We start from the raw sequence: 22,135 nt of genomic DNA on the forward strand, positions 1-22,135 counted from the left end.
TCGATGAAGTGCGGCCCTTGCTGTTCCGGTGGAGCTAAGGAGATTCGAACTCCTGACCTCTTCGATGCGAACGAAGCGCGCTACCAACTGCGCCATAGCCCCGTGAACTGCTCTGAAACGATAGCACCCCGCGGGGGTCGAAATCGAATCGGGCTAGCTCGCGGCGCGTCGCCTGCGGAGGACGGCGTCGAGGTCGATCGCGTTGGTGTCGAGGTCGTCAAGGAGGCCCATGCTGGCGTAGCGGCTCGGCTCCTGCACGGTCGCGATGGTGACCGGCGCGGCACCGTGTGCACCGGGCGTACCGTGCGCGGACGCAGCAGCGGACGCGACACCGGATGCCACGGCAGGCGCAGCAGCGGGTGCGACAGCCACCGGGCGCAGCGGCGTCGGCGCAGGCACGCGCTCCCCCGCCTTGCGCTCCACTTCGGCCCGCGCAGCGGAGCGGCGGAGCTCGGTGGCCGCGTCGATCGACGCCATCGCGGTGGCCGCGATGGTGCCGCGGGACAGGTGCAGCGGCTTCGGCAGCGGGCGGGGCGTCCAGCTCTCCTGGCGGGGAGTCCTGACCTCCTGCACGTCGTGCTGGGCGTCGTCGTAGAGCGCGGGCGCGATCGGGGTGGCCAGCGGGACCGCGGCCGAGGCGGTCGCGGCGTTCTCTGCACCGGCGAGGCGGACGAGCATCCCGATGGCCAGGATGCCGACGACGGAGGACAGCGCGAGGGTGAGCCAGGCTCCGGTGGAGACCAGCGTGGCCGTCCCGACGATGCCGCCGATCACGGAGGCGACGAGCACCAGCGTGCTCAGCCCGCGGGAGCGGCGCAGACGGCGGCGGCGCTGCGGAGACAATTTCGGCACGGCGGTGGCCGCTGCGAGCACGCGGGCGCGCTGCGCGGCGGCGGCGCGGGCCGCACGTTCGAGGGCGATGGCCTGCGAGGCTGCGGCCTCCGCCTCTTCGGCGATGCGGCGCTCCTCCTCGGCGATGGCCTGCTCGCGGCGGGCGTGCGCAGCGGCGGCGGCACGCGCCTCGGCGAGCTTCTTCTGCTCCGCACGCTTCAGGATGCGCTGCTGTTCGGCGACGGTGCGGGCCGTCGCCTCCATGCGCACCTGCTCCGGCACCTCGCTCGTCTCCGCGAGGATGCGCAGCGTCTGCTGCAGCCTCACCGCGTTGCGTTCCGTCGCCAGGTACTCTCGCCTGCGCAGCCACACCGGGATGAGATAGGCCAGCCACAGCGCAGCGGCGATGGCTACGACCACCCCACCGCCCATCACGTCCCCAGTCATGCCTCTACGGTAGGGGGCAGCGCGTCCGGCGCCCCGGCAGCGCGCCGGGTGTGTTCGCGATGGAGAGTTCTTTCAGGCCCGATGCAGCGTTCGGTCAGCGCTGGCGGGCGATCGGCAGCGGGATCGCCGCGGCCGCCCTGTCCTCGGCGGGGATGCTCGCCGCATCAAGTGGGGCGTTGCCGTCGAGCCAGCGGCGCAGCACACCCTGCGTCAGCTCCTCCGTCACCAGGCCGAAGCAGAAGTGGTCGCGCCAGTCGCCGTTGATGTGGATGTACCGACGGCGCAGCCCCTCGTAGCGGAAGCCGAGCTTCTCCACCACGCGCAGGCTCGGGCCGTTCTCGGGGCGGATGCAGATCTCCATCCTGTGCAGGCCCAGCTGGTAGAAGCAGTAGTCCGTGGCGAGCGCGACCGCCGTCGGCGTGATGTTGCGACCGGCGAACTCCTCGGACACCCAGTAGCCGATCGTCGCACTCGACAGCGAACCGTAGGTGATCGACGACACGTTGAGCTGACCGGCGAGCTGCCCGTCGTACTCGACGATGAACGGCAGCCCGTGCCCTGCGCGCGCGTTCGCGAGCAACGACCGGATGCTCGACCGCGTGTCGAACGACATCGGCGCATACGGGCTGGTCGCCTCCCACTGGCGCAGCCAGCTACGGTTGTCGAGCAGGGAACGCTCCAGACCGCGGGCGTCGCGGAGCCGGATGGGCCGGAGGCCGACCTTGCCCTCGCTGAGTGACGGTACGACGATCGCCACGGACCTCTCCTTCTCGGTGTGGCTAGCGGGCCGCGTCGGCGACGGACTCCGCCGGCTCTGCGGACTCCAGCGGCTCAGCGGGCTCGGCGGGCATCTCGGGCAGGACCTCGTCCGGCTCGTCGTCGAGGCCTGCCGCGAACTCGCGGAGCCACGGGCGCAGGTCCGGTCCGAGGTCTTCGCGGTCGGACGCGAGCTGCACGATCGCCTTGATGTAGTCGAGACGGTCGCCGGTGTCGTAGCGGCGGCCGCGGAAGACGACGCCGTAGACGCCGCCCGTCCAGTCCGGCGCCTGCGCCATCGACTGCAGCGCATCCGTCAGCTGGATTTCGCCACCCTTGCCCGGCTCCGTCTTCTCCAGCACGTCGAAGACCTCCGGGCGCAGCACGTAGCGTCCGATGATCGCGTAGTTCGACGGCGCGTGCTCGCGGTCCGGCTTCTCGACGAGGCCGGTGATCCGCACCACGTCGTCGTCCTCTGTCTCCTCCACGGCGGCGGCGCCGTACAGGTGGATCTGGCTGGGGTCGACCTCGAGCAGTGCGACGACGGTGGTGTTCCGCTCCTGCTGCACCTCGAGCATCCTGGACAGCAGTTCGTCGCGCGAGTCGATGATGTCGTCGCCGAGGAGCACGGCGAACGGTTCGCGGCCCACGTGCATCTTCGCGCGCAGAACGGCGTGGCCGAGGCCCTTGGGGTCGCCCTGACGGACGTAGTGCATGTCGGCGAGCGCCGTGGAGTAGTTGACCTTCTCGAGGCGGTCGGTGTCGCCCTTCCTGGTGAGCGTCTCCTCCAGCTCCGCGTTGCGGTCGAAGTGGTTCTCGAGCGCGTTCTTGTTGCGCCCGGTGATCATCAGGACATCGTGGAGCCCCGCATCCACCGCCTCCTCGACCACGTACTGGATGGCGGGCTTGTCGACGACGGGGAGCATCTCCTTCGGCATGGCCTTGGTGGCCGGAAGGAAGCGGGTGCCGAGGCCCGCAGCTGGAATGACTGCTTTAGTGACGTGCGTTGCCATCTGCTCAGGGTATCGGCAATTCGCGGCACCCCCGGATGCAATCTCTTAGGATTGCCCTTATGGATTCGGATACTGCCGCCCATCGCAAGCGCGCACTGCGCGCCGAACTGCGTGAACGACGACAGAACCTCACCAGCACCGAGCGTGCTGCAGCGACCGCGGGGATCACCCGCAACCTCACCGACCTCGCGACCGACCTCTCCGCACGCTCCGTCGCCTGCTACCTCTCCACGCCGATCGAGCCGGACACCCGCCCGTTCCTCAACTGGATGCACGCCCAGGGCATCCGGGTGCTGCTCCCCATCTCGCGGGAGGACGGTCTGCTCGACTGGACGACCGGCGACGGCGAGACGGAGACGGAAGGCCTGTTCGGGATGCCGGAGGCCGTCGGAGAGCTGCTCGGCCCGATCGCCATCAACGACGTGGACCTGATCGTGATCCCCGCCGCCGCCGTCGACGCATCCGGGATGCGGATGGGCTGGGGCAGGGGCTATTTCGACAAGACCCTCGGCAGCATGGAAAAATGTCCCCCGGTGTACGCTGTGCTGTTCGACGCCGAGCTGGTCGACGAGGTGCCCCGCGAACGACACGACCAACCGGTCGACGGCGCGGTCACCCCGACCAGGATCGTCCAGTTCTCGTGACAGCAGCACCGGGCGAACCCGCCCGACACCCCGACCATCCCGGAGCCTGACACAATGCCCACCTATTCGTACTCGTGCCGCGACTGCGGGACCGCCTTCGACATCCAGCAGGCGTTCACCGACGATGCGCTCACCGTCTGCCCCACCTGCGGCGGCAGCCTGCGCAAGGTGTTCGGCGCGGTCGGCGTGACGTTCAACGGGTCCGGGTTCTACCGCACGGACTCGCGCGGGACGAAGAGCTCCAGCACGGGGCCGGGGTCGTCGTCGTCGGGATCCGGTTCGTCGTCGTCCGGTTCCTCTTCGTCCGGTTCGTCCTCGTCCGGCTCGTCCTCTGGTTCGTCCGGCTCCGGTTCGTCGTCCTCCGGCTCGTCCAGCGCTCCGGCCGCCTCCACGTCGTCCAGCTAGTCCCCCTCGATCCCTGCACCACCAGCCTTTCGAAAGGAACCGGCCATGCTCAAAGGATTCAAGGAGTTCATCCTCCGCGGGAACGTGATCGACCTGGCCGTCGCGGTCGTCATCGGCGCTGCGTTCACGGCCGTGGTGAACTCGATCGTCAACAACGTCTTCAATCCGCTGATCGGCGCACTCTTCACCGCGGACAGCCTGGACAATTCGATGACGCTGGTGATCGGCGACGCCCACGTCAAGTTCGGTGCCGTCGTTGGCGCGATCATCCAGTTCCTGATCGTCGCCGTCGTCGTCTACTTCGTCTTCGTCTACCCGATCAACCTCGCGAAGAACCGCGCGCAGAAGCTCCGCAACCAGGGCGTCGTCGAACCGGATGCTCCGATCACCGAGCTCGACCTGCTCACCGAGATCCGCGACCTGCTGCAGACCCAGGCCGCCCCGCCGTCCGCATCGGGCAAGCACGCCGAGTAGCGCGCCTCACCAGTGCGGCGGCACGTCCTGCCGCAGCCGCTCGTCGTTGCTGTCCCCCCGGTCGTTCCACGCCCGGTCGGTGTCCTCCGACGCGCGCTGCGGCCCGCCGGTCTGCCCGCTCTGCGGCTCGGGATCGGTCCCGGGCACGGCACCCACCTGCACCCGCCGATGCTTCCGCCTGCCCGTCTCGCTCACCCTCCCAGGGTAACCGCGATCGAGCAGGCTAGAGCGACAGGTGGAACAGGATGGCGTCGTCGAGCTGGTAGCCGACCCAGGCCGGCGTCCTGCCGATGACACGCTGGATGCGCTCGGCCGAGACGGCCCTGATCTGGTCGGCCTGTGCCTTCGACGGGACGGAGAGACCCATTGCCGTGAGCGCATCCTGATCGTCGATCAGCACCTGCGAATCCGGATGCACGTACCCGACGTTCGAGGTGACGGGAACCACCACGACCGCGCCCTTGTGCGCCCGCGTCACCGCGGAGTTGACTCCCGCGTTGCTCACGATGATGCACGGCCTCGTCTTCGCCGCCTCCCCTGCGCGCGCCGGATCGAGCTCGACGAGCAGCACGTCGCCTCGACGCACTAGCGCAGGCCGTCGGAGGTCGTCGCGTCCCAGAGCTTCTTGTCGTCCGAGCCGTCCCACTCCTCGAACATCCGCAGGTACCCGTCTTCTGCCTGCAGCTCGCGGAACACGCGCACCATGTCGTGGATCACCGCCGAACGGTTGCCGCCCCTGTCGTGCGCGACCGCGTCGATGACGGCGAGGTCGGCGTCGGAGACGCTGATGCTGAGCTTTGCGGTCATACCGTGATGCTACCACGGTGCGACCACGCCGGAACCTAGCCCTGCTGCACCGGGATCGAGATCGGGGCCGTCTGCGTGTCCGGCTCGGTGATGCCGATCAGCCGGGCGATCCGGGACGCGACCGCGTCCGGGTCGGCGAACAGTTCGAAGCTGTGCACGCGGAGGTAGTGCCAGCCGAGGCGGCGGAGGACGTCGGGGCGCAGGCGCAGGGATTCGCGGAGGCTGCCCTTGTTGACGTCGTCGTCGGTCTCGACCGCGACCGCGCGTCCGGCGTGGGAGGCGACGAGCGCGAGCTTGCCGCGGTAGCCGAGCTGCACATCCAGCCCCCGCCTGGTGAGACGTTTGGCGAGGTCGAGCACCATCGGGTCCGCGTCGTGGCTGAGGTACTGGGCGGTCGCCGCCTGGATCTGGTCGGCCTCGCCGAGCACCTGGGCGAGTGCGGCCATGCCGTGCCGCATCCTGGTCTCGTCGATGTCTTCCGGCTTGAAGCAGGAGACGATGTCCATGCCGCGGCGGGCGCGGGTCATGCCGACGGCGAGCAGGCGCTCCCCTCCCGGCTCCGCGAGCGCGCCGAAGTTGGAGAGCAGGCGGCCGTGCGGGGTGCGGCCGTATCCGATGGAGAAGATGACGCGGTCGCGGCTCTGCGCCACCGACTGCTCCAGCGTGACCACCGTGAACGGCTCCGCCCGGTCTTTCAGGATGAAGTCGGCCAGTTCCGTGCGCTTGGCGAACGCCGCGAGCACGGCCTGGTTGACGCGCACGGCGTGCCGTTCGCTCGCCGTGATCACCATCAGGGATTCGCGGGGACGCTCCGTGGCGTGCTCGAGCACCAGCTCGACCACCTTCGACACCTCGGCGTCCGTGCTCTCCACGGCTCCGGTGTCGCTGTCCGGCATCCCCTGGCCGCCGGTGACGTAGTTGAGGGTGAGGCTGCCGTGGCCGAGGTAGGTTCCCGCCCAGGGCAGCGAGTCGATCATCCCGCCGTAGAAGCGGCGGTTGACGAGGTCGGCGAGGTCTTCCCCGCCCGCGCGGTAGCTGCGGGTGAGCGTGTAGACCGGGAGCAGTTCGGACAGCTGGGCCAGCGCCGAGCCCGCGTGCGCGGCATCCACGTCCACCTGGTCGACCGTCGTGCCGTATTCGTGCGCGCCGATGTCGAACGGGGACGGCGTCTGCGTCACCGGGTCGCCGAACGCCACGATCTGGCGGGCACGGCGGATGACCGGCACGTTCTCCGACAGCATGGATGCGCCGGCGTCGACGAGCAGGACGGCGTCGAACGCGACATCCTGGCTGATCGAGGTCACCTCGTACGGCGACACCAGCCAGACCGGCGCGAGCGGGCGTGCCAGGTGCGGCGCGACCTCGTTGAGGGTCGCCGCCGTGGTCTTGTCGCTCTTCAGCAGTTTCTTGAGCGCCGCAGCTTCCTCCGGCCAGTCGACGATGCCGATCTTCCAGGTCTCTGCGAGCATCCACGCGAGCTGCTGCCCGGTGGCGGAGGCGTGCGCCTCGTCGACCAGACGGAAGTCGGCTTCGAGCCGGTCGAGCACACCGGTGTTGCCGTTGAGCAGGGCGCGGTCGGAGGCGAGCAGCGTCTCCAGCACCGACTGCCACCAGGCCAGTTCGAGCTCGGCGGACACCTGGGTCTCCGGCACGTGCCGCAGCGACAGGTCGGAGAGCAGCGGGTCGAGCTTCCGCTCGCGCAGCTCGGTGAGGAGCGCCGTGCGCTCCTGCAGGTTGGCGAGCACCTCCGACTCCGCGGCGAGCCCGGCGATCTGCCTGGTCAGCTCGTCGACGGGGAGGACGGACAGCGAGAACGGCGTCCCCGTGCGGCGCAGCGGGATGTCGAGCCGTGCGAGGTCTTCCGCGACGCGCTGGTACGCGACCTGCACGTCGGCGATGCCCACCGGCACCTCCGGCACCACGCCGGCGGCCGCGAACCGCTGCCACAGGATGCGCTGCTGCTGGATGCGCCGCAGGCTCTCGTTGAGATCGGTGACGTGCACGCCGGGGCGCACGTATTCGAGCGCCAGCTTGCGCAGGCGGCGGCGGTTGGCGCCGGACATGGTCGGCGACTCGCGGCGCGTCGCCGTCGCGGCGATGAGTTCGGCGATCGAGCGGTCGTAGACGGCCGGCTGGAACTTGTCGAGCGTCTCGCGCACATCCATCAGGAGGCGCAGGTAGACGCCGAGCTCCGCGATCGACTCGAACGGCCGCATCCTGGTCTGGCCGATCAGCGACTTCGCGCGTTCGAGCAGGCGGGGCAGTTCGGAGCGGTTGAGCTTCTTCGCCAGCTCGTGCGCCGCGTTGCCCTCGGCCGTCGTGCCGAAGGAGGCGCCGTACCAGGGCGAGTCGTTCGGGCCGTAGCGGAACTCGCCGAGCCTGGCCGCGCGGATGAGCGCGTCGGCGGCGGCCGGCCTGTCGTTCGCCAGCAACTCGATGGATGCGCGGTCCAGTCGCGCCGTCGTGGACGGCGGGGTGGGCAGCAGCGAGAGGCGGGACAGCTCGCCGAGCGCATCCAGCACGGACACCTTGAGCACGGGATCGCGGCGGGTGAGCGCAGAGCGGTAGTCGAGCAGCACCTTGCGGAGGCGCACGAGCGCCTCGTCGACATCGGTGACCTTCGGCTGGGTGGCCTTCTCGTTGCGGCCGATCGACTGGATCACGTCGCGGCGGAGCGTGCGCGGCGTCACGGCGAGGCCGGGCAGCCCCACCTGGGTGAGCCGGTGGGTGATGTCTTCGATGCTCGACCGGCGTGGGGTCACGACGAGCACGCGCTTGTGCTGGGCGACGAGCGCTCCGACGGCGTTGACGATGGTCTGCGTCCCACCGGTGCCCGGCAGTGTCTTGACGACGATGGAGTTGCCCGCCGCGATCTGGGCGACGACGTTCTCCTGCTCCTCGTCCGCATCCAGCAGCAGCGTGTCCGTGGCGGGAGGACGCTCGTCCTGACGGACGGGCTGCACGGGGTTGAAGGCGCTCTCGACGGTGCGGCGGGCGGACGGGTTGCCGGCCAGCGCATCCAGGACCACGTTGTCGAGGTCTTCCGCCTCGGCCCGCATGGCGGTCGCCACATCGGCGAACGACGACACGACGAGGCGCGGCTGCACGTTGAACCAGGGCAGGTGCGATGTCAGGCCGCGCAGGCGGTCGATCACGGGCTGCGGCTTGAACACGCCGTTGGTGAGCGCGAGCGCGACGAACGCGTCGGCGTCGAGGGTGATCTGGAACTGCTCGGCGAGAGCACGCGCCAACTCGGGGTTGAGGTACGGCTGGCCCTTGAGCTTGAGTTCGAAGTCGCGGCCGTAGCGGCGGATCGCGAGCGGGCGCAGCAGGATCGGAGCGGTGTACTCCTCCCCGCCGTGGCGCCACTGGGCGAGACCGATCGCCAGGTGCACGGACTCGATGCCGCGTACCGAGCGCAGCTCGATGCCCTTGGCCGTGATCGCGTTGGCGGCGGCGCGCGCGGTGCGCAGAGCGAGTTCGTCGCGGATCAGGCTCGACAGCAGCGTCGACTGACCGGTGATGAACTGCGGAAGGCCGCCGGGATGCGTCGAGCTCAGCTCGATGCGCGTCCGCGGGCTGTCCTCGAAGTGCAGCAGAGGGGATGCGCCGCCGAGGGCCGCGATCTCCTCACGCCACCTGTGCCACACGGGCTCGGCGATGTTGCCGGCCACGAGAGCAGGGTCACCGAGGCTGATCGCGTGCGGTGACGTGGTGTTCTGCGGGTTGAGGGCGTCATCGTCCGGAATGTCCGACATCATGTCGTCATCCTCGTTCTTCCTGTCCAGTCGCCACACACGGCCACCCTACGGGCTGATTCCAGTATTCCCCTTGCAATCCGGGCGAGTTTCGCGCTAAAGGGCACTGTCCAGGCTACCGCTCGCTGGGACGCACCCTCTCCCCGAGTAGCGCAAGGCCGAGCAATCCGCAGGCGATGTACACGAGCGCCTGGCCGTTCAGGATGGCGACGACGTCGAAATGCTCGGCGAGGAAACCGGCCACCAGCAGCCCGGCGCCCTGAGCGGCGCCGCCGAAGGTGGTGACCGACGCGAACACGCGGCCGAGCGCTTCCGGCGGCGTGACGCGCTGCACGATCGTGATCAGCCCGGTGGTGGTGGCGACGGCCGGAATGCCCACGGCGATGAACAGGCCGACGTACACGCCGACCGCGGTGGTCACCGGGTACAGATTCCAGGTGAGCAGCGAGATCGCCCCGAAGACGAGGTAGCCGGCGCCGACCAGGATGCGCGGGGCGAACCGCCGCAGCAGCACGCCGCTGAGCAGCCCGCCGATCACGCCGCCGATGGCCTGCACGCCGCGCAGCAGGCCGACCTCGGTGCCGTTCGCTCCGAGCCGGTCGGTGACGTACACGATGAAGAGGACCAGGAAGATGCCCTGCGCGAACTGGCCGAGCGTGGTGATCGCCGTCACAGCGCCGAGCGGACGCACCCGGCGGATGGTGGAGAGGCCGTCGAGCCACTGCCGCAGGAAGTGCACGCGCGGCAGCGGCGGGTGGTCGGCGTCCCCAGCAGTGGATGCGCGGGGCCGGCTGAGCGCGACCAGTCCGGCGCTCACGAGGTAGCTCGCCGCATCCACCACCACCACGCCGGGCAGCCCGACCAGCACGAACGCCAGGCCGCCGAGCGGGGAGCCGATCAGCCTGGCCAGATTGTCGCTCACCGCCATCAGCGCGTTGCCCTGGCCGAGCTGGTCGTCATCCACGAGACGCGGCACCAGCGCCTGCTTGGCCGGGTTGACGATCGCACCGAGGCACGCCTCGAGCGCTGCGACGACGTAGACGATCCACATCCGGTCGGCGGACGCCGCCAGCAGCGGGAGCAGCAGGGCGCCCTGCAGCAGGTTGGCGACGATCATCGTCCTGCGGTGGTCCCAGCGGTCGACGAGCACCCCGAGGAAGCTGCCGAGCACGAGCATCGGCACGAGCTCGGCCAGGAAGACGGTGGATGCGCCGAGCGCGCTGCCCGTAACGGCGAACGCGAACAGCGGCAGCGCGATCATCAGCAGCCAGTCGCCGGTGTCGGAGATGAAGCTGCTGGCCCAGACCAGGGCGAAGTCGCGCCGGAGCAGCGGCGAGCGCTTCCGCTCCCCCGCCTGCGGTGGCCGGGTGTCTGTCACGATGTCCTCGCATCCGGGTGGCGGTAGGCGTTCAGGTGGAGGGCGACGACGTCGCTGCCCTCCGGGGCGTCGTCGCGGGTGAGGCCGATGTACGGGCGGATGAGAGCATCCAGTCGTTCGCCGAGGTCGCGGAGCTCCTGCGGCGTCATCCGCAGGGCGTAGCCGGAGAGCGTCATCGCGTCCTTCCACTCCTCCGGCTGCGTGTCGCGGCCGGCGACGGCGCGGCGGGTGAGCGCCGCCTCGTCGTCGATCTGCTTCTCGACCAGGGCGCGCTCGACGGTGTCGGAGCCGAGGGCGGTGGCCGGGTCGTCGCTGCTGCCGAACTGCAGCCCGGTGGCGGTGGAGCGCCAGGGCCGCTCGCGTCCATCCACCGGGTCGACGGACTCGACCAGGCCGTAGCGCGCGAGCGAGCGCAGGTGGTAGCTGCAGTTGGAGGCGGTGGAGCCGACGACCTCCGCGCACTGGCTGGCCGTCTGGGTGCCGAACGCCATCAGGTGGTTGAGCAGGGCGAGCCGCAGTGGATGCGCGAGGGCGCGGAGCGCGCGGGCGTCGGTGACCTGCCGCCGGTCCTCGGGTCTGCTCGATGTGAAAGACATGTTTCACATTGTCGGCTGTCCGTTCTTTCACGTCAAGCGGGGAATGGTTGACCGGGCAACGCGTTGTTGTAGAACGTTAACGAACGCAACAGAGCGGGAGAGCGATGTCGAGCACCACCACGGCCAATATCGGATTCCGGTCCGAGCGAGGGCCCATCCTGATCGCGCTGATGCTGACCACCGGACTGGTGGCCATCGACTCGACCATCCTGGCCACGGCCGTCCCGTCGATCGTCGCCGACCTGGGCGGATTCTCGCAGTTCCCCTGGCTGTTCTCGGTGTACCTGCTCGCGCAGGCCGTCTCCGTCCCCCTCTACGCCAAGCTGTCCGACACCATCGGCCGCAAGCCGATCGTCCTGATCGGCATCGGGCTCTTCCTCGTCGGCTCCGTGCTGTGCGGGTTCGCCTGGAGCATGCCGGCCCTCATCGCGTTCCGCGCCGTGCAGGGCCTCGGCGCCGGAGCCATCCAGCCGATGGCCGTCACCATCGCCGGGGACATCTACACCGTCGCGGAGCGCGCGAAGGCGCAGGGCTACCTGGCGAGCGTCTGGGCGATCTCCTCGGTGGTCGGGCCGACGCTCGGCGGCCTGTTCTCCGAGTTCACCTCGTGGAGGTGGATCTTCTTCGTCAACGTGCCCCTGTGCATCCTGGCCGGTTGGATGCTGATGCGCACCTTCCACGAGAAGATCGAGCGACGGAAGCACCGGATCGACTACGCAGGCTCGATCCTGCTCACCTCCGGCATGACGCTGCTCATCCTGGCGGTGCTCGAAGGCGGGACGGGCTGGGCCTGGAACTCGGTGTGGAGCATCGGCTCGTTCGTGCTGGGCGGCCTCATCCTGGTGGCGTTCGTGCTGGTCGAGCGGCGCGCGGCGGAACCCGTGCTCCCGCTCTGGGTGTTCTCGCGGCGGCTGCTGGTGACGACCACGCTGGTGTCACTCGGCGTCGGCGCCATCCTGATCGGGCTCACCTCCTACGTGCCGACCTACCTCGAAGGGACGGTGCACGTCACGCCCCTGATCTCCGGCCTGGCGGTCGCGGCGCTTACCATCGGCTGGCCGATCGCCGCCTCCCAGTCCGGACGCTTCTACCTGCGCATCGGCTTCCGCAACACGGCACTGCTCGGCTCGGCCATCGCGCTCGTCGGGGCGATCACGCTCGCGGCGACCAGCGTGCACCCGAGCGTCGCGTTCGTCGCGATCAGCTGCTTCATCGTCGGCCTCGGGATGGGCCTCATCGCCACCCCGACCCTCATCGCCGCCCAGTCGAGCGTCGACTGGAACGAACGAGGCGTCGTGACGGGCACCAACATGTTCGCCCGCTCGATCGGCAGCGCGGTCGGCGTCGCGGTCTTCGGCGCGATCGCCAACTCGATCATCACCGGCTCGGCAGGAGGCGAGCACGACCCGGCGACCGTGCAGTCGGCGGCGACCGCGGTGTTCGTGTCGGTCGCGGTGGTCTCTTCGCTGACCATCGCGGCCGGGGCGTCGATGCCGCGCTCGCGGGTGGAGGACGTGGCGTTCACGCCGGCGAGCTGAGGAGGAGAACTCCGCACGCTTCCGGCCCGGGGAGCTACTCGCAGCCCACGCCGTCTCCATCGCGGTCGAGGTCGTAGATGTCGCTGCCGACGACCTGCACAGGACCCTGCACATACGCGGGCCCATTGCCACTGCCGCCCGCGCAGTCGACGTCGCTTGCGATCGGGACGCAGGCCCCGGTGTAGTTCGGGTCGCACCCACCGGCGTCCGGTGCCGCAGCGGGAGGCGCGACCGGGGCGGGCGGCGGCGGCGGCGCAGGCTGGCGGCTGCCGACGCTCGTCACCTGGTCGACCGGGGCCGTGGTGACCCTCTCCGACACGAGGGTGCGCTCCGTCTCGACGCCGTCGCGCAGCGTCACCCGGAAGGTTGTGGTCTTCACACCGTTCTGACCGGCGGTGGTCACGGCGCTCGTTCCGACGTCCGAGCCGGGGTCGTCGACCGTGGTGGCGGCGAACGGGACCGGCTCGTCGACCGTCACCGTCTTGGTCTCGACCACGGGAGTCGGCGTGGGAGTCGGCGTCGCGCTCGGCGTCGAGTCGGCGTCGGCCACGAACCCGACCGGGGCGGATGCCGGGGCGTGCGGCGCCACCGCGTTGGCGATCGCGGTCGTGCCGACCACCAGGGCGAACACCGAGCCGGCGACGATCCAGGTCGTCCGCGCGCGCATCCACCCATTTTTCTGAGTCTTTGTCAGTTTTGTTCCCACGCAGCGAGTATGCGCCAGCGCTTTCGGCTCGACAACAGCCCAGAACGGGGGTGCAGGCTACGGCTTGCGCGCCAGCATCACGAACTCGTTGTACGCGAACGCCTTGCCCGCCGCGCGCGGGAACGGGAACGAGTACTGCCGGATCGGCGTCAGCCCGAGCTTCACGCTCAGTTCGCGCAGGCCATCGAAGTCGACGAACGTCACATGCGTCGCGTCGCTGCGGTACCCGCGCTCCTGCGGCGTGATGAACGCCACTTGCCCGCCCGAGCGCACATACGGCAGGTAGCTCTGGATGAGCTCCACAGCGAAGTCAGGATCCAGGTGCTCGACCACGTGGGCGACGAGGGCAGCGTCGAAGCTGCCGGGCACCGCGTACGGAGAGGACGGGAACTCGTCGCTCGTGAACGCCGTGAGGCCGCGAGCGCGTGCGGTCGCGATCGACTCGGGGTTGTGATCGACGCCGACGCCGTTGTTGCCGAGGTGGGCGAGGTTGCGGCCGAGACCGCAGCCGATGTCGAGGACCCTGCCGAGGTGCATGTGCCGGATGTTGTACCGGTACGGCGCCTGGACGTTGAGCGTCCTCCTCCACCAGGAGTTGTCGAGCCTGCGGAGCCGCTCGGCGTAATCGAGGCCGGCCGTTCCGCTGCCGGAGCCTCCCGGCTCTTCGGCTTTCGCTGCCGTCACAGTCGCCCACCTTCGTCTCGCATCTCTGCAACGCTACGGCACCGGCACAGCCCCTTCAAAGCATTGAGCCAATAACATCGTCACGGAACTGTTCACCGTTGATGGGATTGAGCCGAATGGCAACAGGCAGGGGCGCTTCGGGGCCGAATAAACGCGACCGCCGGGAAGAGGCGAGGGAACACGCCCGCCTCATGCGCGAGGAAGCCGCCAAGAAGGCCAAGCGCCGCAAGATCATCGTGCAGGGCTCGGTGATCGTCGGGATCGTCGCCGTGCTCGCGATCGTCGGCGGGTTCATCTTCGCCGGGGTCAACGCGGCCAACAACGTCGCCAACCCGAAGAACATGCAAAGCGGCGGCATCCTGCTCACCGCGTCGGACAAGGCGGTGACCACGCCCGCCATCGCGAAGGGCGCCGAGCCGACGCCGACCAAGCAGACACTCGACGGCAAGACGGCGCACATCCAGATCTGGCTCGACTACCAGTGCCCGTACTGCAACCAGTTCGAGACCACGAACTCCGACCAGATGAAGCAGTGGATGGCGGACGGCCAGGCGACCCTGGAGATCCACCCGGTCGCGATCCTGGACTCGTCCACGAACAAGAAGTACTCGACCAGGGCAGCGGCAGCCGCATCCTGTGTCGCGAACTACCAGCCGGACAAGTTCTTCGACATCAACAGCGCCCTGTTCGCCAACCAGCCGGATGAGCAGACAGGCTCCGGCTTGACCAACGCGGAGATGCTGAAGCTGTTCAAGGACAAGGGAGTCTCGTCGCAGAAGGTCACCGACTGCGTCAACGACCAGCGGTTCGCGAAGTTCGTCACGAACCGCACCGCCTCCGCGGTGAGCGACCCGCAGCTGCGGGGAGCGAACGGGTTCGGAACGCCGACCGTGTTCGTGAACGGCCAGCGATACTCGGGCGGCTTCACCGACGCCACCACGTTCGCGTCGTTCGTCGGAACGGCCGTCAAGGACGCCGGTGCCAGCGGAAGCGTGACCTTCCCCACCCCGACGCCGAAGAAGTAGCACGCGCAGCAGCGCAGCACGGGAGCGCCCGGTCCTCGGACCGGGCGCTTCTGTCGTTCGCCGGCGCGGTGTAGCGTTCGCTGCACCAGCACGGACACCAGCACGACGGCGAAGGGAAACACCATGGACCGCATCCCGGACGACGGCATCGACGGCCTCGACGACGACCTGCTCGGCGACGCGGACGCCGGAGACACTGCAGGCTGGGTGGACCCGGCCGACGGCGACGTCGACTACGCGGCGGACGATCCGATCGCCGCCGCCGACTTCGCGGACGACCTGGTCACCACGGACGCGGTCGCCGGGGAGACGGTCTGGCCCGGTGCCGGCGACGGCAACGACGGCCCGACCGGCGGCTCCCCCACCGAGGCCTCCCCGCTCTACGACGAGCACGCGGACCCCGCAGACATCGACGCCGACCCGGACACGGCCACCGACGCCGCCCGCGACCCCGACGCCTGACCCCGCCCTGCCCCGCCCCCAAACCATCGAGTCCGAAGTTGTTCACGGCCGCGAGCGGCGTGTCGCGTGAATAACTTCGGACTCGACTATTTGGGTCAGCGGGAGGCGCGGAAGGCCTCCAGCTGGGCGAGTGTCGGGTACGAGGACTGGGCGCCGTGGCCGGTGGCCGCGTATGCACCGACGACGGTCGCGAACGCCGCGGAGGCCGCGAGCGTCTCCCCGGCGGCCAGGCGCAGCGCGAGCGCTCCCATGAACGCGTCGCCGCATCCCGTGGTGTCGACCGCGGAGACCGGGACCGCCGGCACCGTGGTGTGGTCGCCGTCGTCGAACACGAGCGCGCCCTCCGAGCCGCGGGTGATGACCGCGCGCCGGATGCCTCGGTCGGCGAGCCGGGATGCGACCTCCGCCGCGTCCACGGATTCCACGTCGACGCCGAGCAGCGTCGACGCCTCGTGCTCGTTGACGAGCAGCACGTCCGTCGCCGCGAGCAGCGCGTCCGGCACCTCCGCGTACGGGGAGAGGTTGAGCAGCACGGTCGCGCCATCGGCCGCCGCGCGCTGGGCGGCGGCGACCACGACGGCCGTGTCGATCTCGAGGCACAGCCCGAGCACGCCACGACCCGTGAACGCGTCACTGTCGCGCACGTCGTCGGCGGTCAGCCGGTCGTTGGCGCCCGGGCTGACCACGATGGTGTTCTCGCCGGCGGCGTTCACCGTGATCATCGCCGTGCCGGTCGCGGTGCCGTCGATCCTGCGCACCCCGTCCACGTCGGCCCCCGCGCGGCGCAGCGAGCCGGTCAGTAGCTCGCCGTGGGCGTCGGCGCCGACGGCTCCGAGCATCCGGACGTCGCCGCCGAGCAGCGCGGCCGCCGCGGCCTGGTTCGCGCCCTTGCCTCCCGGCAGGGTCACGAGTTCCGAACCGCGCACGGTCTCCCCCGGTCCGGGGAAGCGCTCGGCGCGCACGACCAGGTCGGCGTTCAGCGACCCGACGATCAGGATGCCGGAGCCGGTCGCGCCTCCGCCGCTCATGCCTCCGCCGCTCATGCCTCTGCCGTGACGGGCTTCGGGATGAGGAACGACACCGCGAGGGCGACGGCCGTGATCGCAGCGCCCACGAGCATCCCGGCGCTGTAGCCGACCGTCGAGGTGCTTCCGGCCGGGCTGAGGACCACCTGCAGCACGGGAAGCAGCGCGAAGCTGAGGCCGGCGCCGAGGTTGAACGCTCCCGCGTTGAGGCCGGGCAGGAAGCCGGGGTTGTCGGCCGGGGAGAGCACGATCCCGAGGCCGTTGAGCATGATGTTCGCGATGCCGGCGTAGCAGATGCCGATCAGCACGGTCGCGACGATCAGCACCGGCATCGAGTGCACGCCGACGAACGCCATGATCAGGGTCGCGACGATGCTGCCGACGAGTCCGACGCGCAGCACGGTGCGGTAGCCGAGCGTCGGCGCGAGGCGTCCGGCGAACGGTCCGACGATCCAGCCGACGATCGCATACGGGGTGAGGAAGGCGAGCGACGCGAGGTCGGCCTGCATCCCGAACCCGGCGTCGCCGTTCTGGGCGATCGAGGTCACGAGTCCGTTGACGACGGCGAACACGCCGGTCATGGTCAGCAGCGTGGTGACCAGCAGTGCCCAGGTGCTGCGCTGGCGCAGGTACTTCGGCGGCACCAGCGGCTCCCGGATGCGCTTCTCCACGAACCAGAACACCACGAACGCGACCAGCGACAGCACGATGCCGCCGATGACGAGCGCCCAGTTGGCCGCGGCGAGCTTGCCCGCCTCGTTGAGCGCCATCAGCAGAGCGCCGATGGAGACGACGAGCGGGATGACGCCCCACCAGTCCATCCGCGTCCCGGCGGACGGCTTCGACTCGACGCCCCAGATCAGGACGAGCGCGACGGCGACCACCGAGACGATCGCGATGACCCAGAACACGGAACGGAAGCCGAGCGTGGTCGCGAGCCAGCCGCCGGCGATGGCGTCGATGCCCGCGATGCCGCCGTTGACCGCGGTGAGCAGGCCCATCGCCGCTCCGTACTTCTTCGGGTCGGAGATCTCGGCGCGCAGCATCAGCAGGCAGACGGGGACGACCGGTCCGGAGACGCCCTGGATCGCGCGGCCGACGTACAGCATCGGCAGGTTGACGGCCAGGGCGGCGACGATGCTTCCGAGCATCATCACAACCAGCATCCCGATCAGGATGCGCTTGCGTCCGACGATGTCGCTGAGCCGCGGAAGGAACAACGAGAACAGGGCGGCGAGCGTGAAGAACATGGTCTGCGACAGCCCGACGGAGGCGTCGTCGGTCTTCAGCTCGTGCGCGATGGTGACGAGCACCGGGCTCAGCATGCTCGCGTTCAGCTGGAACGCGACGCAGGCGGCGAGCAGCGCGGCGGTGAGGGCGGCGAGGCTCTTGCCGCCGCTGGTCAGGCCGGAGCCGGTGCGGGTGGCGCCGGTGCGGGTGGCGCCGGTGGATGCGGTCAGGCCGCTCATGCGTCGACCTCCCCGATGCGCTCGAGTGCGTCGACGACGAGCGCCCAGAAGCGTTCGTGGTCGAGGTCGGTCGCCGCCCAGGTGGTGCAGTCGTCCGGCGCTGGCGCGCGGAAGTCCGCCACGGTCATCCCGAGGGTGAGCGTGCCGGTGAGCTCGATGTCGATCGGCACCTTGACGGTGCGGACGATGCTCGGGTCGATCACGTACGCGACGGCGCACGGGTCGTGGACGGGCGGGGCGTCGAAGCCCTGCGCCTCCTTGTACGTCTGGCCGAAGAACTCGAGCAGCTCGACGACGAACCGCGCCGGCTTCGTGCCGACCGCGCTGATCGCCGCGACGACGTCGGGCGTCGCGAGCGCCTGGTGGGTGAGGTCGAGACCGACCATCACCACCGGCCAGCTCTCGTTGAAGACGATGTGCGCCGCCTCCGGGTCGATCTTGATGTTGAACTCCGCGACCGCGTTCCAGTTGCCGACGTGGTAGCCGCCGCCCATGAGCACGACCTCCTTCACGCGCTCGGCGATGCGCGGCTCCTTGCGCACGGCCAGCGCGATGTTGGTGAGGCCGCCGGTCGGCACGAGGGTGACCGTGCCCGGCTCGTTGGCCATGATCGTGTCGATGATCAGGTCGACCGCGTGACGCGCATCCACCCGGGTGGTCGGCTCGGGGAGGACGGGGCCGTCCATGCCGGAGTCTCCGTGGATGTCCGGAGCGTTCTCGATGGTGCGCACGAGCGGGCGGGTCGCTCCGGCGGCGATCGGGACGCCGATCATTCCGGCGATCTCGGCGACGGCGAGCGCGTTGCGCGTGACCTTCGGCAGCGTCTGGTTGCCGACCACGGTGGTGACGGCGAGCAGTTCGATGTCTGGGTTGCCGTGCGCCAGCAGCATCGCGATGGCGTCATCGTGCCCTGGGTCGCAGTCGAGGATGATTTTCTTGCCCGGATTGGCCACGGGGGCTCCACTTCGTCGGGGGATGAGTTAAGCGCTTAATGCTTATCACGTTAAGCGCTTGACGTGAAATCGCCCGCCGATAGCATCGATGTATGCCCCGCCCATCCCGAGCATCCCGCGCATCAGGCGCACCCAGCGCACCCCGCGCATCCCGGGCGACGACCAGGGTGACGGCCGCGCAGGTGGCCGCGCACGCCGGGCTCTCGGTGGCGACGGTGTCGCTCGTGCTCAACGGCAAGACGGACGGGCGGGTCTCCCCCGCCAACATCGAGCGGGTGCGCGCCTCGGTCGCCGAACTCGGCTACGTGGTGGACCAGGGGGCGAGCGCGCTCGCCCGCGGACGGTCCGACCTCGTCGTGCTGGTCGCCCCCGACCTGTCGAACCCGTTTTTCGGCTCGGTGATCCAGGGCATCGAGCAGGAACTCGGCCCACGCTTCCAGCTCGTGCTGTCCGTGACGGAGAGCGGGGTGCAGCCGTCCGCCTCCGACGTGCGCAGGTTCGCCGGGCTGCGGCCGGCCGGCTACCTGGTGGATGCGCCCTCCGACGCGTTCCTCGACGAACTCGGGGACGACGCGCCGCTGGTGGTCCTGGATGCGCCGGAGCTGCGCACCGACGTCGCCGCCGTCAACTACGACATGCGCGACGCGATCGACGCGCTCGCCGCGCACCTCGCCTCCCGCGGCCACCGCACGCTCGGCTACCTCGACAGCATCACGGACACCCGCACCTTCCAGCTGCGCCGCGAACAGCTCACCGCAGCGGCCGAACGCAACGGGATGACCGTGAGCGCCCCGGATGCGGCCCGCAGCATCATCGAGCTCGGCGCGGCGGCGGCGGCCTTCGGCGCGGCGTGGCCGGAGTGGCGCGCCGACGGGGTGACGGCGGTGGTGTGTGCGACGGACACGCACGCGTACGGCGTGCTCGAAGCGGCGCGCGCATCCGGACTGTCGGTGCCGGGCGACGTGGCGGTGACGGGCTTCGACGACCTGCCGTACTCGCGCGTGACGGCGCCGCCGCTGACCACGGTGCGGCTCCCCGGCGAGCCGCTCGGCCGCGCCGCGGCGCGCCGCCTGGTCGCGCAGATCGACGGCGCCGACGCCGCCGGCGGCCACGCCGCCGGCCCGACCGTCGGCCCGCCGCCCGACCTCGTCGCGACCCTCATCGCCCGCGGCTCCACCGCCTGACCCGCGCCCCGGCCCCCGCGCCCCATTCGGCGAGATGCCAGTAACTGTCGCGAAACGCCCGGGATGCGCGACAGTTACTGGCATCTCGGCGCAGGAGGCGCGCGCGAGATGCCAGCGGGCGCCTCAGAGGGCGGCGACGACGGCGCGCGCGCTGCGCTCGAGGAACGCGACCACCTCGTCCGAGGCCAAGTCGGTGCCGAGGGCGCTGCGCACCAGCGCCTCCTCCGCGAACGCGACCCACGACCGCAGCGCGATGCGCAGCAGCTCCGTATCGGGGACGCCGAGCTCGACGAACACTGCGATCACCCGTTCCGCCTGCTCCGCGCGCGCCTCCTCGACCACCTCGCGCACCTCGGTGTCCCCGCTGGCCACGCCGCGCACCAGCGAGTAGAACGTGCCGCGGTGGTCGCGCACGAACTGGACGATCCTGCTCAGGGTGTCGTGCAGCCGGTCGAGCGGCGGCAGGTCCTCCTGCGGTTGCGTCGCGCGCAACATGCTGTCTCGCGCCGTGCGCACCACCTCGCGGTGCAGCCCCTGCTTCGTTCCGAAGTAGTGGAACAGCAGCGCCCGCGACACGCCGGCCTGGGCGGACAGGCCTTCGATGGTGAGCGCATCCAGCGGGTTGTCGACCAGGAACGTGACGCCGAGCGCGACCAGCTGGGCCCGGCGTTCATCCGGGGTCAGGCGAGTGCGCCGGTCGATCTCCATGCGACGAGCCTAGCCACCCGCATCGCGCGCTCTATTGACAAGTCGTCAATAGTGAATATGCTCGCTCGTGGGGTTCCGACCTGACCAGCACCGCCGCTGTCAATACCCCAAAACGAGGAGGATCGATGAAGTTCCGCTCACTCACCCGCTCCCACACCGGACGCGTCGTGCTCGCTGCCGTCCCCGTGGCCGTGGTGTCGTCGCTGCTGATGGCGGGTGTCGCCAACGGCGCCGTCCCCGTGTCGTTCGAGGTGTCCGGCAGCCAGTTCCAGATCAGCGCATCGCAGCTCGACGGGACCGGTTTCAGCCAGTACGCGGGCGTCGCCCCCGACACGGCGGGCAAAGACCACCAGGTCGCCATCGCCAACATCAAATCGGCGACACTCTCCGACCTCTGCCAGTCGGTCGTCACGGACACGCCGATGGGCAAGGTCGGCCTCCTCATCACGGCAGGCGGCGGCGGATCCCCGGCGAGCGCCTCCGACCTGCAGATCGGGATGACCGACCTCAAAGGCGACTCGACCTTCGGCAACATCCGGATCGGCGTCGACGCCTCCACGGTCAACACGGCCGCGAAAGGCGGGGTGGGCGACTTCGCCCAGGATGCGGACACAGTGAAGATCGCCAACCTGCAGCAGACCGCGTGGAGCACACAGGCGTCGGTGTTCACGCTGACCGGGATGCACGTGCAGCTGACGGACGGATCCAAGGGATGCTTCTGAACGCGACCGGGGATGCGGGTGCGGGCGGTGGGCGCCGGGCGCGCGCTGGCCGCGCCGGACACGCCTCCACCGCCGACCGCGACTCCACCACCCCCACCGCTTGGTCCCGCTTCTCCCACTGGCGCAGGCAGCGTCCGTTCCTCGGCGGCCTCCTGATCGCCCTCGGCGGCGTCGAGCTGTTCTTCTCCGGCCAGCTGGACATCGGCAAGATCCACGTGCAGCTGGGCATCGAGGGGCTGCAGGCGACGATCATCCCGATCGTGCTGGTGCTCCTCGGCGTGCTGATCGTCACGATGCCAGCCCACCGCATCTTCTACGGCGTGATCGCACTGGTGGTCGCGGTGTATTCGCTGGTCGGGGTGAACCTCGGCGGCTTCTTCATCGGGATGCTGCTGAGCACCGTCGGTGGTGTGCTCGCGGTCGCGTGGATGCCGCGCACGAACGACGAGGCAGGTGGCGTCCCCGCGGGCGACCCCGCCGTCCACCGCGCCGACGAAGGGGCCGACGAAGGGGCGGCATCCTGAGCCGCCGCTATCACCCCAGCCGCCGC

Annotated in this window: 24 protein-coding genes and 1 tRNA gene; 9 read left to right on the forward strand and 16 right to left on the reverse strand. The window is 70.0% G+C overall.

Annotation, left to right across the window (positions count from 1 at the left end; all coding sequences use genetic code 11):
• Positions 1-29: 29 nt before the first annotated feature.
• The 4 genes from ACN6M5_RS07500 to galU all read right to left on the reverse strand — a co-directional run bounded on the left by ACN6M5_RS07500 (position 30) and on the right by galU (position 3,047).
• Positions 30-102: transfer RNA gene (locus tag ACN6M5_RS07500), tRNA-Ala, on the reverse strand.
• A 51-nt stretch (positions 103-153) separates the two neighbouring features.
• On the reverse strand, positions 154-1,278 hold the full coding sequence (locus ACN6M5_RS07505) for a hypothetical protein (RefSeq protein WP_434949110.1): 1,125 nt from the start codon (positions 1,276-1,278) through the stop codon (positions 154-156).
• Positions 1,279-1,372: 94 nt separating this feature from the next.
• Positions 1,373-2,035 carry a GNAT family N-acetyltransferase gene (locus ACN6M5_RS07510; RefSeq protein ID WP_085369807.1) on the reverse strand — a complete coding sequence of 221 codons (663 nt, stop codon included), beginning with the start codon at positions 2,033-2,035 and terminating at the stop codon, positions 1,373-1,375.
• A gap of 22 nt (positions 2,036-2,057) precedes the next feature.
• Positions 2,058-3,047 (reverse strand): UTP--glucose-1-phosphate uridylyltransferase GalU, encoded by a 990-nt coding sequence (galU, locus tag ACN6M5_RS07515; protein ID WP_085369808.1) that lies wholly within the window; start codon positions 3,045-3,047, stop codon positions 2,058-2,060.
• 59 nt (positions 3,048-3,106) lie between these two features.
• Between galU and ACN6M5_RS07520 the strand changes: the two genes are divergently transcribed.
• Genes ACN6M5_RS07520 through mscL form a run of 3 tightly spaced genes read left to right on the forward strand, consistent with a single transcriptional unit; the run spans position 3,107 to position 4,570 of the window.
• Positions 3,107-3,691, forward strand: coding sequence for a 5-formyltetrahydrofolate cyclo-ligase (locus ACN6M5_RS07520; protein ID WP_085369809.1), 585 nt, complete (start codon positions 3,107-3,109; stop codon positions 3,689-3,691).
• 54 nt (positions 3,692-3,745) lie between these two features.
• Entirely contained in the window at positions 3,746-4,096 is a 351-nt protein-coding gene (locus ACN6M5_RS07525; protein WP_434949111.1) for an FmdB family zinc ribbon protein, read from the forward strand.
• A gap of 45 nt (positions 4,097-4,141) precedes the next feature.
• Positions 4,142-4,570: a large conductance mechanosensitive channel protein MscL gene (gene mscL / locus ACN6M5_RS07530; protein ID WP_168689845.1), complete on the forward strand. Its 429-nt coding sequence runs from the start codon at positions 4,142-4,144 to the stop codon at positions 4,568-4,570.
• A gap of 6 nt (positions 4,571-4,576) precedes the next feature.
• On the opposite strand, the gene ACN6M5_RS07535 is transcribed toward mscL, so the two are convergent.
• The 6 genes from ACN6M5_RS07535 to ACN6M5_RS07560 all read right to left on the reverse strand — a co-directional run bounded on the left by ACN6M5_RS07535 (position 4,577) and on the right by ACN6M5_RS07560 (position 11,109).
• Positions 4,577-4,717, reverse strand: a complete 141-nt coding sequence (locus ACN6M5_RS07535) for a hypothetical protein (protein WP_434949113.1) — start codon at positions 4,715-4,717, stop codon at positions 4,577-4,579.
• Positions 4,718-4,793: 76 nt separating this feature from the next.
• A complete protein-coding gene (locus ACN6M5_RS07540; protein WP_434949115.1) occupies positions 4,794-5,141 on the reverse strand; it encodes a type II toxin-antitoxin system PemK/MazF family toxin in 348 nt (115 codons plus the stop codon).
• Positions 5,142-5,155: 14 nt separating this feature from the next.
• Complete coding sequence (locus ACN6M5_RS07545) at positions 5,156-5,377, reverse strand: DUF8778 family protein (RefSeq protein ID WP_434949117.1); 222 nt, start codon at positions 5,375-5,377, stop codon at positions 5,156-5,158.
• A 35-nt stretch (positions 5,378-5,412) separates the two neighbouring features.
• Complete coding sequence (locus ACN6M5_RS07550; RefSeq protein ID WP_434949119.1) at positions 5,413-9,138, reverse strand: AAA family ATPase; 3,726 nt, start codon at positions 9,136-9,138, stop codon at positions 5,413-5,415.
• Between the two features lie 112 nt (positions 9,139-9,250).
• Positions 9,251-10,513: an MFS transporter gene (locus ACN6M5_RS07555; RefSeq protein WP_434949120.1), complete on the reverse strand. Its 1,263-nt coding sequence runs from the start codon at positions 10,511-10,513 to the stop codon at positions 9,251-9,253.
• Positions 10,510-11,109, reverse strand: a complete 600-nt coding sequence (locus ACN6M5_RS07560) for an ArsR/SmtB family transcription factor (protein ID WP_168689848.1) — start codon at positions 11,107-11,109, stop codon at positions 10,510-10,512. Before ACN6M5_RS07560 ends, ACN6M5_RS07555 begins: the two co-directional genes overlap by 4 nt.
• 104 nt (positions 11,110-11,213) lie before the next feature.
• Here ACN6M5_RS07560 and ACN6M5_RS07565 point away from each other — a divergent pair, with 104 nt between their 5' ends.
• Positions 11,214-12,647 (forward strand): MDR family MFS transporter, encoded by a 1,434-nt coding sequence (locus ACN6M5_RS07565; protein ID WP_434949121.1) that lies wholly within the window; start codon positions 11,214-11,216, stop codon positions 12,645-12,647.
• Positions 12,648-12,681: 34 nt separating this feature from the next.
• On the opposite strand, the gene ACN6M5_RS07570 is transcribed toward ACN6M5_RS07565, so the two are convergent.
• Positions 12,682-13,314 carry a G5 domain-containing protein gene (locus ACN6M5_RS07570; protein ID WP_434949123.1) on the reverse strand — a complete coding sequence of 211 codons (633 nt, stop codon included), beginning with the start codon at positions 13,312-13,314 and terminating at the stop codon, positions 12,682-12,684.
• A 96-nt stretch (positions 13,315-13,410) separates the two neighbouring features.
• A complete protein-coding gene (locus ACN6M5_RS07575; RefSeq protein WP_434949125.1) occupies positions 13,411-14,037 on the reverse strand; it encodes a class I SAM-dependent methyltransferase in 627 nt (208 codons plus the stop codon).
• A 191-nt stretch (positions 14,038-14,228) separates the two neighbouring features.
• On the opposite strand from ACN6M5_RS07575, the gene ACN6M5_RS07580 reads away from it, so the two are divergent.
• Positions 14,229-15,062: a DsbA family protein gene (locus ACN6M5_RS07580; protein ID WP_434949126.1), complete on the forward strand. Its 834-nt coding sequence runs from the start codon at positions 14,229-14,231 to the stop codon at positions 15,060-15,062.
• Between the two features lie 123 nt (positions 15,063-15,185).
• Complete coding sequence (locus tag ACN6M5_RS07585; protein WP_434949127.1) at positions 15,186-15,524, forward strand: hypothetical protein; 339 nt, start codon at positions 15,186-15,188, stop codon at positions 15,522-15,524.
• 95 nt (positions 15,525-15,619) lie between these two features.
• On the opposite strand, the gene ACN6M5_RS07590 is transcribed toward ACN6M5_RS07585, so the two are convergent.
• Genes ACN6M5_RS07590 through uriH form a run of 3 tightly spaced genes read right to left on the reverse strand, consistent with a single transcriptional unit; the run spans position 15,620 to position 18,971 of the window.
• The gene (locus tag ACN6M5_RS07590; protein WP_434949129.1) at positions 15,620-16,567 is read right to left on the reverse strand and encodes a ribokinase; all 948 of its coding nucleotides are present in this window, start codon (positions 16,565-16,567) and stop codon (positions 15,620-15,622) included.
• A complete protein-coding gene (gene uriT / locus ACN6M5_RS07595) occupies positions 16,564-18,018 on the reverse strand; it encodes a uridine transporter UriT (RefSeq protein ID WP_434949130.1) in 1,455 nt (484 codons plus the stop codon). Before uriT ends, ACN6M5_RS07590 begins: the two co-directional genes overlap by 4 nt.
• The gene (gene uriH, locus ACN6M5_RS07600) at positions 18,015-18,971 is read right to left on the reverse strand and encodes a uridine-preferring nucleoside hydrolase UriH (protein ID WP_434949131.1); all 957 of its coding nucleotides are present in this window, start codon (positions 18,969-18,971) and stop codon (positions 18,015-18,017) included. The genes uriT and uriH overlap by 4 nt, the downstream gene beginning before the upstream one ends.
• 92 nt (positions 18,972-19,063) lie before the next feature.
• Here uriH and ACN6M5_RS07605 point away from each other — a divergent pair, with 92 nt between their 5' ends.
• Complete coding sequence (locus tag ACN6M5_RS07605) at positions 19,064-20,155, forward strand: LacI family DNA-binding transcriptional regulator (protein ID WP_434949133.1); 1,092 nt, start codon at positions 19,064-19,066, stop codon at positions 20,153-20,155.
• Positions 20,156-20,278: 123 nt separating this feature from the next.
• On the opposite strand, the gene ACN6M5_RS07610 is transcribed toward ACN6M5_RS07605, so the two are convergent.
• A complete protein-coding gene (locus tag ACN6M5_RS07610) occupies positions 20,279-20,863 on the reverse strand; it encodes a TetR/AcrR family transcriptional regulator (protein WP_434949135.1) in 585 nt (194 codons plus the stop codon).
• Between the two features lie 125 nt (positions 20,864-20,988).
• Between ACN6M5_RS07610 and ACN6M5_RS07615 the strand changes: the two genes are divergently transcribed.
• Together ACN6M5_RS07615 and ACN6M5_RS07620 are read left to right on the forward strand one after the other, a co-directional pair.
• Positions 20,989-21,585, forward strand: coding sequence for a DUF6230 family protein (locus ACN6M5_RS07615; protein WP_434949136.1), 597 nt, complete (start codon positions 20,989-20,991; stop codon positions 21,583-21,585).
• A complete protein-coding gene (locus ACN6M5_RS07620) occupies positions 21,576-22,109 on the forward strand; it encodes a DUF6114 domain-containing protein (RefSeq protein WP_434949137.1) in 534 nt (177 codons plus the stop codon). The genes ACN6M5_RS07615 and ACN6M5_RS07620 overlap by 10 nt, the downstream gene beginning before the upstream one ends.
• Positions 22,110-22,135: the final 26 nt, after the last annotated feature.

The sequence above is a fragment of the Leifsonia araucanica genome, assembly GCF_051161895.1.
In the GTDB taxonomy this organism is placed as follows: Bacteria; Actinomycetota; Actinomycetes; order Actinomycetales; family Microbacteriaceae; genus Leifsonia.